Annotated in this window: 16 protein-coding genes and 3 pseudogenes; 9 read left to right on the top strand and 10 right to left on the bottom strand. The window is 69.0% G+C overall.

Translation table 11 applies throughout. The annotated features are described in order from the left end of the window. Nucleotides 1-259, top strand: a 259-nt coding sequence (locus tag M1203_RS37340; RefSeq protein ID WP_249954315.1) for a glycoside hydrolase family 6 protein, incomplete at its 5' end; no start/stop codon positions are given. A gap of 215 nt (nucleotides 260-474) precedes the next feature. Here the strand turns inward: M1203_RS37340 and M1203_RS37335 are convergent. Beyond that, a pseudogene (locus M1203_RS37335) lies at nucleotides 475-882 on the bottom strand (transposase); the annotation flags it as partial. Nucleotides 883-1,821: 939 nt separating this feature from the next. Beyond that, on the bottom strand, nucleotides 1,822-2,343 hold the full coding sequence (locus M1203_RS37330; RefSeq protein ID WP_249954314.1) for a hypothetical protein: 522 nt from the start codon (nucleotides 2,341-2,343) through the stop codon (nucleotides 1,822-1,824). A gap of 275 nt (nucleotides 2,344-2,618) precedes the next feature. Between M1203_RS37330 and M1203_RS37325 the strand changes: the two genes are divergently transcribed. Then, nucleotides 2,619-2,837 carry a hypothetical protein gene (locus tag M1203_RS37325; protein ID WP_249954313.1) on the top strand — a complete coding sequence of 73 codons (219 nt, stop codon included), beginning with the start codon at nucleotides 2,619-2,621 and terminating at the stop codon, nucleotides 2,835-2,837. Between the two features lie 817 nt (nucleotides 2,838-3,654). Here the strand turns inward: M1203_RS37325 and M1203_RS37320 are convergent. Continuing rightward, on the bottom strand, nucleotides 3,655-4,098 hold the full coding sequence (locus M1203_RS37320) for a hypothetical protein (protein WP_249954312.1): 444 nt from the start codon (nucleotides 4,096-4,098) through the stop codon (nucleotides 3,655-3,657). Between the two features lie 521 nt (nucleotides 4,099-4,619). Then, nucleotides 4,620-4,799, bottom strand: a complete 180-nt coding sequence (locus tag M1203_RS37315; protein WP_249954311.1) for a hypothetical protein — start codon at nucleotides 4,797-4,799, stop codon at nucleotides 4,620-4,622. 44 nt (nucleotides 4,800-4,843) lie between these two features. Here M1203_RS37315 and M1203_RS38910 point away from each other — a divergent pair, with 44 nt between their 5' ends. Both M1203_RS38910 and M1203_RS37310 read left to right on the top strand, forming a co-directional pair. Beyond that, entirely contained in the window at nucleotides 4,844-4,966 is a 123-nt protein-coding gene (locus M1203_RS38910) for a hypothetical protein (RefSeq protein ID WP_283959465.1), read from the top strand. Next, nucleotides 4,959-5,240, top strand: a complete 282-nt coding sequence (locus M1203_RS37310; protein ID WP_249954310.1) for a hypothetical protein — start codon at nucleotides 4,959-4,961, stop codon at nucleotides 5,238-5,240. Before M1203_RS38910 ends, M1203_RS37310 begins: the two co-directional genes overlap by 8 nt. 209 nt (nucleotides 5,241-5,449) lie before the next feature. Here M1203_RS37310 and M1203_RS37305 read toward each other — a convergent pair whose 3' ends face one another. The 4 genes from M1203_RS37305 to M1203_RS37290 all read right to left on the bottom strand — a co-directional run bounded on the left by M1203_RS37305 (nucleotide 5,450) and on the right by M1203_RS37290 (nucleotide 10,034). Next, a complete protein-coding gene (locus M1203_RS37305; RefSeq protein ID WP_249954309.1) occupies nucleotides 5,450-5,611 on the bottom strand; it encodes a lysophospholipase in 162 nt (53 codons plus the stop codon). Nucleotides 5,612-5,715: 104 nt separating this feature from the next. Continuing rightward, on the bottom strand, nucleotides 5,716-9,234 hold the full coding sequence (locus tag M1203_RS37300; RefSeq protein WP_249954308.1) for a CHAT domain-containing protein: 3,519 nt from the start codon (nucleotides 9,232-9,234) through the stop codon (nucleotides 5,716-5,718). Between the two features lie 3 nt (nucleotides 9,235-9,237). Beyond that, nucleotides 9,238-9,384, bottom strand: a complete 147-nt coding sequence (locus M1203_RS37295; RefSeq protein WP_249954307.1) for a hypothetical protein — start codon at nucleotides 9,382-9,384, stop codon at nucleotides 9,238-9,240. Nucleotides 9,385-9,386: 2 nt separating this feature from the next. Beyond that, nucleotides 9,387-10,034, bottom strand: coding sequence for a DUF6338 family protein (locus M1203_RS37290; RefSeq protein WP_249954306.1), 648 nt, complete (start codon nucleotides 10,032-10,034; stop codon nucleotides 9,387-9,389). On the opposite strand from M1203_RS37290, the pseudogene M1203_RS37285 reads away from it, so the two are divergent. The 4 genes and pseudogenes from M1203_RS37285 to M1203_RS39385 form a co-directional block, all read left to right on the top strand. After that, nucleotides 10,008-11,053, top strand: a pseudogene (locus tag M1203_RS37285) (serine hydrolase domain-containing protein). The gene M1203_RS37290 and the pseudogene M1203_RS37285 overlap by 27 nt on opposite strands. A gap of 697 nt (nucleotides 11,054-11,750) precedes the next feature. Then, the gene (locus M1203_RS39135) at nucleotides 11,751-12,878 is read left to right on the top strand and encodes a PP2C family protein-serine/threonine phosphatase (protein ID WP_249954305.1); all 1,128 of its coding nucleotides are present in this window, start codon (nucleotides 11,751-11,753) and stop codon (nucleotides 12,876-12,878) included. A 101-nt stretch (nucleotides 12,879-12,979) separates the two neighbouring features. Continuing rightward, nucleotides 12,980-13,636, top strand: coding sequence for an IS3 family transposase (locus tag M1203_RS37275; protein ID WP_249954304.1), 657 nt, complete (start codon nucleotides 12,980-12,982; stop codon nucleotides 13,634-13,636). Nucleotides 13,637-13,765: 129 nt separating this feature from the next. Beyond that, nucleotides 13,766-13,828 (top strand): annotated as a pseudogene (locus tag M1203_RS39385) (hypothetical protein); the annotation flags it as partial. Here the strand turns inward: M1203_RS39385 and M1203_RS37270 are convergent. After that, nucleotides 13,821-14,072 (bottom strand): hypothetical protein, encoded by a 252-nt coding sequence (locus M1203_RS37270; RefSeq protein ID WP_249954303.1) that lies wholly within the window; start codon nucleotides 14,070-14,072, stop codon nucleotides 13,821-13,823. The pseudogene M1203_RS39385 and the gene M1203_RS37270 overlap by 8 nt on opposite strands. 16 nt (nucleotides 14,073-14,088) lie before the next feature. Between M1203_RS37270 and M1203_RS39380 the strand changes: the two genes are divergently transcribed. Next, nucleotides 14,089-14,157, top strand: a complete 69-nt coding sequence (locus M1203_RS39380; protein WP_374404798.1) for a hypothetical protein — start codon at nucleotides 14,089-14,091, stop codon at nucleotides 14,155-14,157. A 946-nt stretch (nucleotides 14,158-15,103) separates the two neighbouring features. On the opposite strand, the gene M1203_RS37260 is transcribed toward M1203_RS39380, so the two are convergent. Then, entirely contained in the window at nucleotides 15,104-15,907 is an 804-nt protein-coding gene (locus M1203_RS37260) for a nucleotidyltransferase domain-containing protein (RefSeq protein WP_249954302.1), read from the bottom strand. Between the last annotated feature and the right edge of the window lie 132 nt (nucleotides 15,908-16,039).

Genomic DNA, 16,039 nt, shown 5'->3' with positions numbered 1-16,039 from the left:
CTCGGTGCTGTCGGCGTCCTACGGTTACACGAAGCCCTTCGTCATCGACACCAGCCGCAACGGCAACGACTCCAACGGCGAGTGGTGCAACCCCGCCGGACGGAGGATCGGCGCCCACAGCCAGACAGGCGGCGGAGCCGAGATGCTGCTGTGGCTGAAGACCCCCGGCGAGTCCGACGGCAACTGCGGAGTCGGCGCCGGCTCCGTGGCCGGTCAGTTCCTCCCGGAAGTCGCCTACAAGATGATCTACGGATACTGAAACCCGGCCGATGCGTCACCGCGGGCTGCTTCCTCCAGGTCGCAGCCCACAGCCCACAGTCATCGATCCCGTCCCGAGCTCGGCCGACGCGGCCCAATATCACGGGCATGTTGCGCCAGTTCTGCCAGTAGGGCCCGAGCCCTGTCCTCAAAGTCCCGTCTGCTCGGCGCTGCGTGGTGCGCACGCTCCCCTCGTAGAACTTCCCAATCAGGAAGTCAAGTGGCCATGATGGCTGGTGATGCCGCCCAATAACACGCTCCGTCGCGGATCATGGCCCACAGGACATTGGCTCTGCGGCGGGCGAGCGACAGCACAGCCTGCTTGTGACCCTTGCCCTCGGCGCGCTTGCGCTCGTAGTACGCCCGCGATGCGGGACACGATCGCAGGCTGGCCATGGAGGAGATGTAGAAGGCGCGCGGGAGTCCGCGGTGGTAACGGCGTGGTCGGCGCATGTTGCCGCTGACACGACCGGAGTTGCGCGGCACCGGGGACAGGCCGGTGAACGCGGCCAGCCGGTCGGCCGTGCCGAAGGGTTCCCTATCGCCGCCGGTGGCGGCGATGAACGTGGCCCCGGGCACGGCGCCCCTGCCGGGCTGGCTGCGGATCACCTCGGCAGACGGGTGCTCGTTTCGTCCTGGTGGGGGTGTTTGGCAACTGGTGCGATGTCGGCTGCTTGGGGCGGATTCTGCTGCCGTGTGAGGATCCGCTTGTGGAGTGTGATGTGCGCGGACAGGCGATGTGGGGGTGGCCGGTGCCATCGACGGCCTGGGAGGAACAGAACTGGTCCTGTTCGTGGTGTCATGCCGCCACTCATGTGGGTGGCGAGTGGTTCGCGATCTCGCGACCGTCGTACCTATCCATGGAGATGCGCTGGGAGAGGGCTGTCGCGGGTGGCCTTCCCGGCGGTGTATCCCACGCCTTCGGTGTCTTCGGCAGGAAGGTGTGCGGGATTCAGGAAGCCGGCATGTCGCCGTCCGACTGCTGGTGGCTCCCCGAACGGGAGTCCGTCTGTGGCGCCTGCCGGGCGGCGGCGGTTGTCATTGATGACCGCTGGCCACAGGCGATGAGAGACGAAGGCGCGCGGGTCAGTGTGGCCCGTCGCCTATGTGTCCTTCCAGTTCGGAGTCGACTCTCGGGTGAGTCGGCGTCTCATCAAGTGCCTCGCCAGAAAGGGCAGAGACTGCCTCAACGACGACGGAGTCGGGAACGGCAGCGTGCGGCAACTGCCCCATGGCGAGCGGCTCCGGCTGATTATCAACGAACGGAAAGCCAGAGCCGAACGGAAAGCCCGAACCGAACGGGGTACACAGCGCCTGAGCCCTGGTCGCTGCTGAGCTGGTCGGGGAACCGCCGGTTGTTGTGCCAGACGTCGCCGTACGCGCGGGCGGTCTGTTCGGCGTCGTGGAGCATGCCGGTCCAGAGCCTGCGAGCGTTCAGCTCGGGGTCACAGCTGACCGCCGACGAAGACAGCCAGGTCCACGAAGCGGTTGGCGTAGCCCCAGCGGCGCGCACAGGTAGGGCCGATACGCACAGGACCGCGGGGCCGACTACCTTGCTGCCTGTCAGCCGGGGGTGGGGTGAGCGGCGTCGTTCGCGCCTTGCGCGATAAATACGCGCGCGGCTTCGACGAGCTCACCCTTGATCTGTTCCAGCGGAATGTCCCAGTTCTCGTTCCAATCGTCGCCGTTGATAGCCCCGTTGACGAGCTCTTGGAGCTGCTCGGGGTATCCCAGCTCCATGGCAACACGCCACCAGATCAGATCGGCACCAGTCAGAGGGTCGAGCTTTCCGTCCACGATGAGGCCCGCCCACCAGCGCGCCATCGCCCAGAGCGCCTGATCACGGTCGATGGGCAAGTCAGGAACGAGGTCGAGCTCATCAAGGACCCTGGCAAACAGATCGGGGGCGTCCGGCTCCTCCCGGCGCGCAAGACCGGCCAGCAGTGGGAGAGACGGCGAATCCACTCCGCTGAGCAGCGCGTCGAGGCCGGCTTCGATCAGGCGATCCGAGCCGACGAGATGACCAGAAGCGCGTTCTATGGCGAGCCAGCGCAGGCTGTTCAGTGCTTCCTCGGAGTCAGTCATGGCTACCTGCCTTTCGCCCGCAGCATGCCGCATCCGCAGTCGACAGTGCCACGCAATTCCGGGGCACCGCCTGGAGCATCGAGGGAGTGGCGCATGGTCGGAACACTGACCTTTCATCAGTCGGCAAGACCCTGACAACGGAAGCTGCCGGGAGCCGCCGCTGCACAGAGCGCGCGCGGCCCAGGCCGAGCCCGGGAGCCCTCTCCGTGAAGCCGGCGGACCGCAAGCCGCGGTCGCCGTAGTGCCTATGGGCGAAGCGTGCGGTCGCCGGGAGTGTGAAGGACCTGCCCTCCGAGATCCGGGACCGCGGCAGCTCCATCCGCAACAACTCCGACCGCACCGCCCGCGTCGACGAGAGACGGAGCTACTCCGGACGGTGGATATGCGTCACCAAGTGCGTCACCAAGAGCGGCGGATCGATCCACGAACAGCGCGGCTACAACCTCAACGACCAGACCCGCTCTCTGAAGTTCAACCGCAACGACTGTGGCTGAACTCGGTGCTGACGAGGGGGCGCCGGCGCGGGAGAGGAGCCCGGCCGGGACCGGGTGCCGATGACGCTGGGGGTGCGAGTGCCCAGGGCGCCGGGCTTTAGCATCGTGGTGGGGCGAGTCCGCCGCTGACCTGGGTAATGTCAGCTTCGGTGCCTGCGGCTCCTGAGCCCCCGCTGACAGCCGTTGTCCCCTGTGAGTCCCCGCGCCATCCGGCACGCCTGTGGCACGGGCATGCGGGCCGGGGCACGGAACTGAAGTCCATGACGTGGACACGACCCGCTCGTCACCGGGAGTCGGACTGGAAATCCACTGATCACAACGAACGACCACAAGAGACAACGATCTGAACGAGGTTGGCCTCACCACGCGTTCGCGATGCGGTCACCGTGCCCGTTCGCCGAACGATTCCTTCCGGCGCCTCCAGGCCCTCACCACACACCGGCGCGAGCAGTGGACGGCATCTGGGCGCCGGTCGACGCCGACGATCCACCGGGCCCCGCACTCGGGACACTCGGCCTCGTCCACACCGCCCCGAACGGCTGCCAGACGCTGGTGCAACCGGCGTTCCGTATGCCACTGCCTGGCACGACATGCCGAAGAACAGAACAAAGCGCCAAGCCGCGCACCCGGCCCCAGCCGGTCGCCACAAGCCCGGCAACTTCCCCCCCCGGCTGGCCCGGTGCCCTTGGACACCTCACCAGCGTAGGCCCAAGGCTACTCAGAACCGGGGATCGGAAACAGCTACTGACGTGGCGGGCAAGGACTCCACCCTGCCCGCCACATCAAGGGCAGCGACGCCGCCCCACCCCGAATTCGATCAGGCCTTCACATTGAACTTCGAGGAGCACTTCGAGAAGGAGCCCTTCACGACACATACCCAGATCTGATACGTGTTGCCTTCCGTCAGATTGCCGGAGACTTCCTTGCTGTAAGGGGAGCTGTGCCCGGCTGTGGACGCGACCCGGCCTGTACTGAGGTGGGCCTCGATGCCGTAGCCGTCCGGCAGGACGTCATCGGCGATCAACGTATCGCCGGTGCTGCCTCCGATGGGGTCTGCACGCCACCAACCGTTTCCTGCCGACTCGCCCCAGGTGTTGTTGTTAACGTTGATGACGCCGCTCTTGTTGTCACTGAGCTCGGTGAACCTGAAGCTGAAGCTGTCCGCCGCCGCCGCTGGGCTCGCTCCGCTCATCATCGTCGCGGCTGCGACGGCCAGTGCCCCTACGAGCGCACCCAGTCTGGCTGTTGTACGTGCCGTCATCTCTCCCCCTGTCACGCGCATGCCGAATGAAGAATGTGAACATCCTGTGACATGCCTATGAATCCCGGGAGATCATTTCAAGTCAAATCTAGCCCCGCCGGGGCATTGCCATTGAGGAAGCCGATGGCGTAGGGGAGCCAGGTCGGACCAACTCGGTTGCGTGGGGGAGGGGGCGGAGACAAGCGGATCGTGCGGTGCCTTTGGTGACGGCCTCCTGGATCATCACGCCATGGACTGGCCCGAGCACCTTGCGGGCCCTTCGTGCCCTGACCCAGGTAGAGAAGCTCCAGCATCAGCACCCATCGCGCGCCCGCGATGGCGTCGCCGTCGTGGGTGTCGATGTCGGCCCCGTACCTGATCCGGTCCGCGCGAGCCCACGCGCTCTCCCACACCGATGTCATACCGGCGCCTCGTTTCCCGCCCGTCTGCGGACCAGGACTCTGGCCATTGCGCGGGGCATTCCGGCATTCGGCATCAGCTGCCGAGGCGGGCGGACCGCCAGCGCCGGCCGCTGCGACTGATCAGTCCCCACTCCTCCAGCCGGGCGAACTGGTAGGCAGCCGATCCAGCACTGGAAAGCCCGACTCCTGGCCGATCTGCCGGACGGAAGGACCTTCGCCGTGGTCGGTGATCCAGATTCTGATCGCGCGCAAGATCTGGAGCTGCCGCTCCGTTCTACCGTGAGCTCCTGGCCGCGGCACTGGAGCAGTCGGAGGCTGTCCTGCGCCGCTGGTGGTGCGAGGCGATGCTCGACACCGATCCGGCCGGCGACCGGCTCACCGAAGCGGCGCTCAACGGCACTCTGCCCACGACGGGCGTCACCGAGGCCATCGCACGACGCCGCCGTGCGGGACTCCCGGTTGAGTGAGCTGGAAGGCTGGCCTTTCGAACTCACCCCGGAAGTCGACGCACTGCTGGGGGAGGCGTGGCTGACCGGGGAGGTCTTCGGCGCGATCATCACGGCGACCGTCCAGGTCAGCCTTCCCCGGGGCATGGGCCCGGGCAGTACGGCCTCGACGAAGTGGCCCCAGCAGCGGCGCGTACCGCTCGGCCGCGACGGGTCGCTCGGTGTCGCCGAGTACGTCATCGTCGCTGACGCCAACCTGCCGCACTGCGTCCTGACCCGAGTCCGACTGTACTGAGGTAGGCGGCTTCGTTCGGGTCAGCCGTTCGTTGTTCTACCCGCGGGCCCGGTCGTGGCGTCCGGTTCCGGGAAGAGTGCCTCGATCCACGCCCAGCGCACGTAACTCAAGGTCAGGTACATCTCAGTCCGCAGGCCGCTGACTGAGGCGGGGCGGGCTGCGGGCTGAGATGTCCGGTCGGATCCGCAGGGTCAGGGGAGAACCCAGGGTCAGGAACAGCTCCGGCTGCGGCTCCGGGGGTGGGCGTGGAGGGCCTCGAAGGCGACGACGGAGCCCAGCGAGTGGGCGATGACAACACGCGGCCGGTAACGGGCGATACGAGCGGTGACCTCCTCACGCGCCGCCGTACGCTCCGGAGCGTGCTCGGACATCGACCGGTCCGGGAATCGACGTCGACTTCCTTCTCCTCAAAGAGGGCCGCGCACCGGGCCCAGGCGGCTGCGGATCAGCTTCCGATAGGACGGAGTGCGTGTAGTCAGGCGCCCGCGTGGACGTGTGCTGCCCACACCGACGGCAGGTTCGGATACCTCGTCCTGAGGTGCCTCACCGTGCGATGGACCGCCGCCGACGCGCACAACGCACCGGATCGATCGGCGATCAACTCGCCGTAGATCTGCTGACTGAAGGCTGGTGCCACGGCGTCGTCGACGCGCCAGAGCGTGCCGACCACCTGGGAGAACCCGGCAATCTGAAAAGCCGCCAACGGGTGGATCGCCTCGTCGGACAGGCGTTCGGTGGTGCGGGCGGTGTCGCAGGCGGACAGGAACGCGAACTCCGCGTTCCGCAGGCGCAGCCGGGAAAGGTCCAGCACCCGAAACGGCGCGCGGTCGTGGTCGTGCAACGCGAGGTGGCTGTCCGAAGGGTTATCCGGGTCGCTGTACCCGTGGCAGGCGAAGTGCGCCCAGCCACTGGCCGGCAAGGCGTCGAGAACGGCGTCACGGGTCGCGTCCGCGCCGACCAGGACCGTGGCGCCGGGTATGAGAGCGGCCAGGTGGTCGGCTTCGGCCTGTGCGCCGGGCAGGTCCGGGGCGTCCGGGGTGTGGGGCATCGCGACCACCAGCATCCGAGGCTCGTTCGGCCCGTCGTGGCGGTCCGCGCGGGCGTGGCCCAGGGCGCGGACCGTCGGTGTCGTCGAGGAGACGACGCGGTCGAGGAGCACAGGTCCGCCGTCGCGGTGGTGGCCCGCCGCGTGCAGGGGGAGCAGGCTGAGCGACCCGACGGGAGCCCACCAGATCCTCGGCCACGGACCGTCCGCCGCCGGTTCCGCTGTCAGACCCAGTTCGCCGAGCACAGGGCCGGCGACTGTGTCCCACAGCCACTCCAGCGTGTCGTGGATCGCCCGCTCGGCGACCAGCCGCCCCTCCGTGAACGCGGTGTGCAGAGCACGTACGCGGTGGTTCACGGCCTCTTCGCTCAGCCCGTCCAGTGCCCGTGACCGGACCCCGTCCGGAGTGATGATCAGCGCGTCACACCGGTGCCGGCTGACGTTGACGTACACGATCGGGCCCTCGTGCGCCTGCGCGGTGAGGTCGGTGAGCAGCGGGGGCCGCAGGAACCGCTCCATGCCGGGCAGCGCGCGGATCCGGTCGGTCACCGCGTCGAGCTCGTCGGCGAGGGCCACGCGGTCGCTCGTGGTGTCGGTTTCGAACTCCGTAGTGAGCGCCCGGAAGCGCTCGGCCAGCTCGGGTGCCCGCGCGCGCAGGTCGGAGAGATCACCCCGGCTGTCGAGTGCCTGGGCGGCGAGCACGCAGCGCCCGGATTCGAGCAGGGTCACCGCGCTCACCTCGTCTCCGCTGGCCAGTGCGCACGCGGCCGCGTCGGCGGCGACCCCGGCGAACCGGCCGAGCCAGTATTGGGCGTCCTCGCGGCCCAGGCGGCGCCCGGCGAGCCGGGGCAGCAGCCGGACCGCGGCGGCGTACGCCTCGGCGGCCACGTCGAACTGCCCGGCTTCAGCGGCCAGATGACCCCACCGGTCCGCCGCTTCCGCCCGGAACTCAGCCGGTGATCCGGCGGACACCGCGCCCTCCCGGTAGTAGCCGAGTGCCTCGGTCAGTGCGTCGCCGTCGCCGAGGTGCCGGAAGCCGAGCGCCAGGACGTTGGCGACACCGGTCAGGAAACCCGCCCGGGAGTAGGCGTCCTGCTCGGGCCTGCGCGCCGCGCTCCGGGCCAGGCCGACCGCCTCGGTGAGGACCTGCGGATCCGGCGGCTGCCGTCGCGCGCCGACGGGTGCGACGGGGTTGGTGCACCAGTCGCCGAGCGCGCCGGCCAGGCTCACGATGTACCGGGGCCAGTGCGGGCTGTCCTCCGGAGTCGCGGCCACGGACGCGCGACGGGCGGCGATCGCGTCCCGCAACGCGTCCCGGTCGCCGAACTTCTCGTACGCCATCCCCAGCACACCGCCGAGGTTGGCCAGCCGCGCTGCCCGGTTCGGGTCGTCGTCCGCCGTCACATCCACAGCCGCGCGGTGCGCGGCGATCGCCTCGTCGAGCACGCTCGCCTTGCCCGTCCTGGTGAACCAGTCGGACAGCATGGCCCCAAGGTTGGAGAGCCGCTGGGCCTGCCCGGCGACCAGGTTCGCGCCGAGGCGGACGGACTCCCGCGCGCGTTCGACCGCCTCCGACAGCACCTGCAGCTCGCCGGTCACCAGGAACCGGTTGTGCAGCACGGCGGCGAGGATCTCGAGCGAACGCGGGTGGTCACCCCGCCCGGCGGTGGCCTCGGCGGCACGGCGAGCGACGTCGATCGCGTCCATGGCGTGGGCGAGCTCTCCGGTCGCGCGGAACAGCGCGTTCAGGTTGACGGCGAGGTTGCCCAGGAATTGGACCCGCAGCGGATGACCCGCCGACGTGCACGCCACCGCCTTCCGCTCGATGGCGACGGCCTCCGCGAGCGCGGCGTGATCCCCGAACTCTTCACCGCGGGTGGCCAGCGCCGTGGCGAAGTGGTCCAGCCGCACGCCACGGTTGGGGTGCCCGGCGGGGGTCGCCGCCGCCACCGAGCGCCCGAGCTCGATCGCCCGCTCAAGCAGGGCCGGGTCCCGGGTCTGCAGAAACTCGGCGGCGTACCGGCCGCACGTTTCGGCTTCGGTGTCGGCGCGTTCCCGGCCGCCGGTCGATCGCAGGCGCTCGCCGGTGAGCGCGGCCCAGTCTCGTTCCGTGGTCGTCAGCTCGTGGAGGTTCTGCGAGTGCCGCGGATCGGTGACCAGGGTGTGGGCCACCAACGTCTGCCGGACCCGGAGCAGTTCGGCCAGATCGTCCCGCGCTCCGCGAGCCCGGTAGCGCTCGTCGAGAAGGTACGCGAGGATTCTCAATCGGTCGAGCACGTCGGACGACCCGGCCGGCGTGAGCTCCACCGCTCGCCGCGCGGCGTCGACGGCTTCCTCCACGACACCGGTCTCCCCGGTCTCATGGGACCAGTCGCGCAGGACGACGGCGAGGAAGTGCAGACTCGTGGCGGTGGACACGTCATCGGGGGAGCACTCGGCGGCGGCCCGCGCGTGCTCGGCGGCCTCCGCCAGGGGGGCGAGGTCCTTCGTCACGGTGAACGCCGTCCGCAGCGCGACAACGAGGTTGCCCAGGTAGAACGCCTTGTTCGTGGACGGTTCCTCGTCGACGGCCGTCCGGCTCCAGTACAGCGCGTCGGCCAGGGTGCCACGGTCCTGGTTCTGCTGGAACGCGGTGTGCAGCAGCATGCCGAGGTTGTTGGCGCAGTGGGCGGATTCCTCTGGGCTTTCGTACGCCAGGATGTAAGCCTCCGTGACGTTCTGGACGGCTTCCCGCAGGAACTCGAAGTCGCCGGTCTGGTGGTAGCGGGTCTGCAGCAGGCCCCCGAGATTGGAAAGGATCGTGCCGCGCTCCTCCAGGTCCTCGGCGGCCAGCACGGCACGGCCCAGGTCGATCGCCTTCTCGACCGACGCGGGGTCCGCGCTGTGCCGGGCTACGCGAAACGCCTCCCAGAACCGCTCGGCCAGGCCGTTCGCGGGTCCGCCATCCACGCGTCAGTCCTCGCTGCCGTTGGAGGTGCCGGCCGGGCCGCCGGGCGCCTCGTCCGGCTCGGCGACCGCGGCTTTCGGTGTGTAGCCGCGTACCTCCTCCTCCTGCAGCAGTTCCACCTCTTCGGGCGAGAGCTCGGGTTCCTGCGTCATCATCATTCCTCTCCCGGCACGGCCGCCGGTTCTCCGGCTTCGACGAACTCCAGCATGTCGAAGTCTTCCGCTCGCAGCCGCAGGCCCGCCGTCCCGCGCACGCGCGCGCCGAACGACCCGTCGGCACCCATCACGCGCGCCGTTTCGAGGTACAGCTCGGCAGGGTGGGGATACGAGGAGGCGTACGACCGGTCGCCGTACCAGCCGCCCGCCCAGTTGCCGTCCTTGAGCCGCACGCGTACGAAGCACGGTTCGCGGTCGCGGAAGGCGTGATCCCACGCGCTGGGCGTAGGCAGGAACCGAGCCTTGCGCCGCTGCCGGTCCGTCAGGGAAACGATGACCGCCGCCAGGGCCGGCACGACGAGGAACAGCACCACGGCGACGAAGCCGACCACGCGTGGCCGCTCCACGAAGCCGTCCCAGCCGCCGCCGGTGCCACGGGCCAGGCGAATCAGCGCCGGTCCCGCCACCACGGCGTACAGGGAGTCCAGCGCGATCGACGCGACGATCGCCCGCAGTACCCGCTCACCCAGATCACGCTCACCGGGCACCGGTCCGCGGCGGCGTTCCCGGACGAACTGGTAGGTCACCCCGGGCAGCACCAGAAGTACGAGCAGGGCGAGCTGCACGACGGTCGCAGGCGCCTGCACCCACCACCCCCATGTCGCACGGACATTGTTCGATCAGGCTACTGGTTTGCCTGCTCCGGGGTCGGCAGAACGCCCCATTCCGCGGCTATTAGGAGCGGCGGCCGGGACCCCGCCCAGCCGGATGTACGGATGCGACCGGATACCGTCTTCGACGCCGCCGGCCTCACCGAGATCCCCGCCGTATGGTCGTCCATCGGCGCCCTGTGGCAGGACCGCGTCCTCGACCTCGACGCCCCGCTCGGCACCTTCTGGAACGAGGTCACCGGGCACCCGCTCGGCGCCGTGACCTCCCGGCAGCTGCTGACCCACACCGCCGACGTCCCGCTGCGAGCCCAGCTGAAGAACCTGTACGGCACCGACCCGCAGGCCGTTCGCGACGGCGTCCCGCACGAGGCCCTGCACCGGCTGCCGGGCAAGGCCGTGGAGTACACCGACCGCGCCGCCCTCATCCTCGGCTACCTCGCCGAACATCTTTCTCGGACGCCCCTGGACCAGGTCGCGGCCGAGCGAACCTGGCGCCCGCTGGGCATGGACACCACCCGCTTCGGCCCCCTGCCCGCCGGCCTCGCCGCGAAGTGTGCTCCGACCGAGCTCGACCAGGACACCGACACTCATCTCAAGGGCGTCGCCCACGACTTCTCCGCCCGCCTTCTCGGCAGGGTCTGCGGCATCGCCGGCACTTCACCGTCGCCGACGACCCCGCCGTCTTCCCGCGGTACATGCTGGACCCCACGATTGTTTCTCCCAAAGCCGGCTTCGGCAGCGAGTGGACCGCCCATTCCCTGACGATCCAGACCGGCCGCCTCCAGCCCGAACGCGGCCTGTTTTGGCACCCGGCCCCCGGCACCACCACCGCGCAGGACGTCTGGGTCCACTACGGGTTCACCGGCACCGGCATGTGGATCTCCCCTCAGCAGGACCACCGGGCGATCCTGCTGACCAACAAGATCTACTACACCCGAGACCGCCAGCCCCCGACGGACATCCGCGACAGCTTCCGGGGACTCGCCTTCGTATGACCCGGCGCCTCAGCCGAGTCAGGCGCCGACGCCCGTCTCGACCGAGGCGTGATTCCAATCATCCGCACCCTCGGACACCCCTGAGCAGCGGTTTCGTAGCCCGCCCTGTGACACCCCCGCAAACGGCGCACACGGCCGGGGCCACGCCAGAGCCGTCAACAGCGTCCCGGTGATCATCGCAGCGATGGCAGTGACTGACGAGTGCTGGGTCAATCACCTGCCTGTGCAATGCCCTCTCGTGACGAGAGATTTCCGGGCGCCGGGTGTACCACGAGACCTGGTACACCCCGAGAGCTGCGTCTGACCTGGGCAGACACCTGCACCGCGTGGGTCGTTCACGAACTGGGTGTACCACGTGGGAGAGCCGACGTGGTACGCCGTTCTGCCTGGTAGACCAGCACTTCCCGTCCGCGTACCACGTGTACCACCATCCCTTGACCGTTTACAGGGGGGCGAATCCTGGAGTGCTCTGACCGGGTCCGGCTCCGGCGCGCCCGGTCTGGGCGGTCAGCAGAGATGCGCAGCCATGCCGTCGGCACCCCCGCGGGCCGCCTACCGGCCCTGTCCCTCAGGTGCGGTGTACGTTGGCATTGCCCCCGGGAACCGCAGGATCGCAGACCTGGAGTGCGGCCCTTCGCGGGATTTCGTAGTGGCATGAACACATTGTTCCCGTGACGTGGTGGCTGAACGGAGAGACGTGGTTCGGCGGACAAAGACCGGTGACGACCTGCGGCATTCCCGCATCCAGGAGTACCCCTGGCTGTCCCCGGTGCTTCTCGCCGGGGCAGTCGTCCTCGAACTGCTGACCCCCTCGATCGTGATCGGGTCCGCGCTCGTCGCGGTTGCCGGCATGGTGGCTGCCATCACCGCCACGTTCCGCTACACCCTTTTGATCGTGACCGTCGGAGTCGGGATCATCTTCGGCGCCGCACTGCTGAGTCAGTTCAGCGACTTCGCCAAGGGTGTACAGATCGTCGAGGTGGTGATCGCCGGCGCTCTCGCGCTGGCCATCCGGCGCATGCTCGACAGTCAGAGCGCGAGGTTCTCCCTGGTCAGATCCACGGTCGAGACGCTTCAGCGGGCCGTGCTGCCGCCGCTGCCCACGATTGTCGGGCCCATGGTCGTGGCCTGCCGGTACGAGGCGGCGTCCGCCGAGGCGCGGATCGGTGGCGACCTCTACGCCGTGCAGGAGACGCCCTTCGGTCTCCGGCTGCTCATCGCCGACGTACGCGGCAGGGGTCTCGGCGCGGTCTCCGCCGTCTCCATCATCATCGGCGCGTTCCGTGAGCGCGCCGAGTCGGAGCCCGACTTGGTAGGACTCGCCGAACGCCTCGACCGGGCCGTCACCCGCTCCCTCCAGCAGGGCGCCGACCCTTTCGCCGCCGAGGCAGCCGATGCCGCCGAGGCGTTCGCCACGGCGCTCCTGGTCGAGATCGACCGGCGCGGCACCACCCTGCGGCTGCTGAGCTGTGGCCACCCCGCGCCCTATCTCGTACGGGACGGCGAGCTGTGCCGGCTGGACACCGGCGAGGCGACGCCGCCGCTGGGGATGCGGGACCTCGCGCCGGGCACCGGCCGCCCCCAGTCGTGCGACTTTCCCACTGGCACCACTCTGCTGTGCGTCACGGACGGCGTGACGGAGGCCCGGAACGCGGCCGGGACCTTCTACGACCCGTGCCGTGAGCTGCGGCCTGCTCCGGACGGAGACCCGGAGCGGCTGATCGACGCCCTCTTCGCTTCGATCAGCCGGTGGGCGGGGGGCAAGCGCGACGACGACATGGCGGTGGTCGCCGTCGCTCGCGTCGGCGCGCATGAGCGGGCGTAACCGGCTGTTCCGGCCGTTTATCGACTGGCATACCAATCTGGGCTTGATCCGCTTTGACGGACATCTGAGATCAGGGGTTCTGCCCCGGGAGGATGTCCATCATGGAGAGCAGGGGGAAGAGGAAGCCTCGGCCGCGTCGTTCGTTCACGCCGGAGTTCAGGGCTGAGATCGTCGAGCTGTGCCGGCGTGGTGACCGCTCGGTCGGTCAGATCGCCAAGGACTTCGATCTGACCGAGACCGCGGTGCGGCTGTGGATCAGCCAGGCCGAGGTCGATGCGGGTGAGCGCGACGGGCTGACCAGCGGCGAACGCGAGGAACTGGCCACGCTGCGACGCGAGAACCGCCCACTTCGGGAGGACGTGGAGGTCCTCAAGCGGGCCACGGCTTTCTTCGCGAAGGGAGACCCGGTGAAGGTCCACCCGTTCATCGAGGCGGAGAAGGTGAGCGGTCACAGCGTCAAGCGGGCGTGTGAACTGCCGCAGGTCTCCCGAACCGCCTTCTACGTCCGCCGCAGTGGCCAGCTGGGTCCGCGGGCGGTCCGCGACGCCGAGCTCACCGAGGAGATCACGCAAGTCCACGAGAGATCCCGCGGGACCTACGGAGCCCCGCGCATCGACGCCGTCCTGCAACGGCAGGGCGAGGACTGCGGACGGCGCCGGATCGCCAGACCGACGCGCACTGCCGGACTGCGGGGCCGGCACCCGCGGACGACGGCATCTGACGACGATCCCCGACCCACGGGCCGCCGCCTGGCCTGAGCTCATCGTCCGCAACTTCGCCCCCGGCCCGGACAGCCTCGACAGTCGCTGGGGCGGTGACATCACCTGCATCCCGACCGAGGAGGGGGGCTCTGTCCGGCCACTGTCATCGACATCGCCTCCCGCCGCGTGGTCGACTGGTCCACCGTCGGCCACCTGCGGACCGAACTGGTCGCCGACGCTCTCAGATCCGCCTGCCGCGAGCGTCGTCCCACCCGGCCGGTGATCTTTCACCCGGATCGCGGGCCAGTACACCGGTCAACAATTCGCCGCCCTGGTAGCGGAGTTGGGCGGTCGTTCGTCCGCCGGCCGCACCGGGCAGTGCTGGGACAACGCGCTCGCCGAATCGTTCTTCGCCACCATCGAACGGGAGATGCCCGACATCACCGCCTGGCCCAGCCGAGGCCGCCGCCCGCACCGCGATCTTCGACTTCATCGAGGGCTGGTACAACTTGCACCGACTGCACAGCAGCATCGGCTACCGAAGTCCTGCCGAATACGAGACCGCACTCGCAGCCTGACCACCACACCGACGGTTGTGCCCGTCCTGTAGCTTGTCTGGTTTTCACGGTAGTTGATTCCGTGATTCGGAGATTAACCTGACAGTATGTCTCTCAACTCTGCGCCCCATGCGCTGGTTACCGTCAGGCTTCTGACGCGCCAGTTTATGAGTTCCTAACCCTCTCCTCCGTTGCTCAGCCACGAGCGGGCGCGTTGATCGTGCCGTTGACGGGGACGCTGCAGAGGCGATCACTGCAACCTCGCTCACTGGCACCAGGAGGGCAGCTTCGATGTGGAACTCAATGCGCTCGATGTGAAGAGGCAAGACCATGACTGACGGTGCAGCTTCCCGGGAATGGATTCTCGCTGGTGTTGTGCGAGGCATCTGTGCGGGCATAGCTCGGGCTGTCGTGGACTCTCTCATCAACTGAGGTGCTTGTCGCGGGGCGGTGTTCCGCCCCGCGACCGGCGTGTCATGCTCCACCGCACCTGGCCCGCGACTACGAAACCCTCCGCGCACGCTCAGAAGCCGTGATCCACCTCGTGATGACCGACCTTATGGCCCGTCGACTCACCGGCGAGAACACCATTTCCTGGCACGACCCGATATCACTGACCAAGTCCGCGTACCAGCATGAAGCAACGGGAGAGAACGACATCTGAAAGAGCGTTTTGTCCTGGCCCCGGGATTTTGGTAACTGGCGTGATGTCAGCCGCTTGGGGCGGCCCGTACCGGCGTGTAAGGATCCGCCTGCGAAGTTTTAATGTGTGTGAACGGCCGACGGTGGCCGGTGTCGCCGACGGCCCGAGGAGTGGAGCGTGGGGATTCGGGTACGCCGCCGAGGAGTGCGCGGCGGCACTCGACTGGTTTGATGGCGTCCTTCCCGGCGAGCCGGTGGTGCTCGCAACCCAGACCGCCAACGTCGGCGGGCTGGGGCGGACGCCCGCCCGAGCCCGCCGGGCGTGTCACTCAGGCCGAAGGGCGCGGGCGGTCTCGTCGACGCGTTCGCGTGCCCAGCCGAGGAAGGACCGGACCTCGCCCGCGGGCAGCGGCTCCGCCTCGGGGCGCGGACGCTCGAAACTACGGACCGCGGCCTCCAGCAGCGGCCCGAAGTCCGCCTCGTCCGTGGCGATCCGACGCGCCGCCGCGCGCTTGGCCAGCCACTGGCCCGTACGGCAGTACACCACCGAGCGGCAGCCGTTGAGGACGCGGTTGTCCGCGAGATGGCCCTCGCCGTAGCTGTGCTCCCGCAGAGAGGCGCGGATCGCCGTCAGCAGTTCCGGCTGGTCCGGCGCGGCGATCGTCTCCCGCGCGGGCCGGCCGAACAGGGTGAGGCCCCGCTGATGGGCGACGGAACGGTCGATGACGTACCAGAAGGTCGGGGACTCCGTGGCGTCGAAGGACACTTTGGGGGAAAGCAGCGCGCCGGTGTTGAGGTCGAGCAGGTATCCGGCCTCACCGGAGGGCCGGGCGGCGAAATCCGCCGCGTAGACCACCAGTTCCAGTCCCGCAGCGGGGCAGGACAGCTCCGGGTGGGCCAGGCTCCGCGCCAGGTCGTGCAGCGCCTCCTGCGGCAGCGACGGATCGACCACGACGGTGACGTCGACGTCACTGCGCCCGTGCCGGTAGTCGCCGAGCGCCAGGGACCCGACCGCGGTGACGCTGACCAGCCGAGGTCCGCACACCGCGCCCGTGCGCCGGACGAGTTCGTCCAGGTAGCCGCGCACTTCGCCGGGGACGTGCTGCGGCTCTTCGAGTGGGTCTATCACTCGGCCAGTATCACCGAGCGGACAGCACGGGCGCGCCGGAGCACTGCGCCGCGATGAGCTGGGGCGAGGGGTCCAGGCCCCGCAGGACGTTCATGGTCGCCGGGTCTTCGGTGACCTCGCGGGTGGCGATGC

This window comes from Streptomyces sp. 35G-GA-8 (assembly GCF_023534745.1).
Taxonomy (GTDB): Bacteria; Actinomycetota; Actinomycetes; order Streptomycetales; family Streptomycetaceae; genus Streptomyces.
This window is presented reverse-complemented; position numbering and strand designations above follow the sequence as displayed.

Excerpts from the sequence above, each read along its gene's own strand:
- M1203_RS37330 (WP_249954314.1), bottom strand. The coding sequence starts at position 2,343 with ATGACTGACTCCGAGGAAGCACTGAACAGCCTGCGCTGGCTCGCCATA.
- M1203_RS37320 (WP_249954312.1), bottom strand. The coding sequence starts at position 4,098 with ATGACGGCACGTACAACAGCCAGACTGGGTGCGCTCGTAGGGGCACTG.
- M1203_RS38910 (WP_283959465.1), top strand. The coding sequence starts at position 4,844 with ATGCTCGACACCGATCCGGCCGGCGACCGGCTCACCGAAGCGGCGCTC.
- M1203_RS37305 (WP_249954309.1), bottom strand. The coding sequence starts at position 5,611 with ATGTCCGAGCACGCTCCGGAGCGTACGGCGGCGCGTGAGGAGGTCACC.
- M1203_RS37295 (WP_249954307.1), bottom strand. The coding sequence starts at position 9,384 with ATGACGCAGGAACCCGAGCTCTCGCCCGAAGAGGTGGAACTGCTGCAG.
- M1203_RS37275 (WP_249954304.1), top strand. The coding sequence starts at position 12,980 with ATGGAGAGCAGGGGGAAGAGGAAGCCTCGGCCGCGTCGTTCGTTCACG.
- M1203_RS37270 (WP_249954303.1), bottom strand. The coding sequence starts at position 14,072 with ATGAAGTCGAAGATCGCGGTGCGGGCGGCGGCCTCGGCTGGGCCAGGC.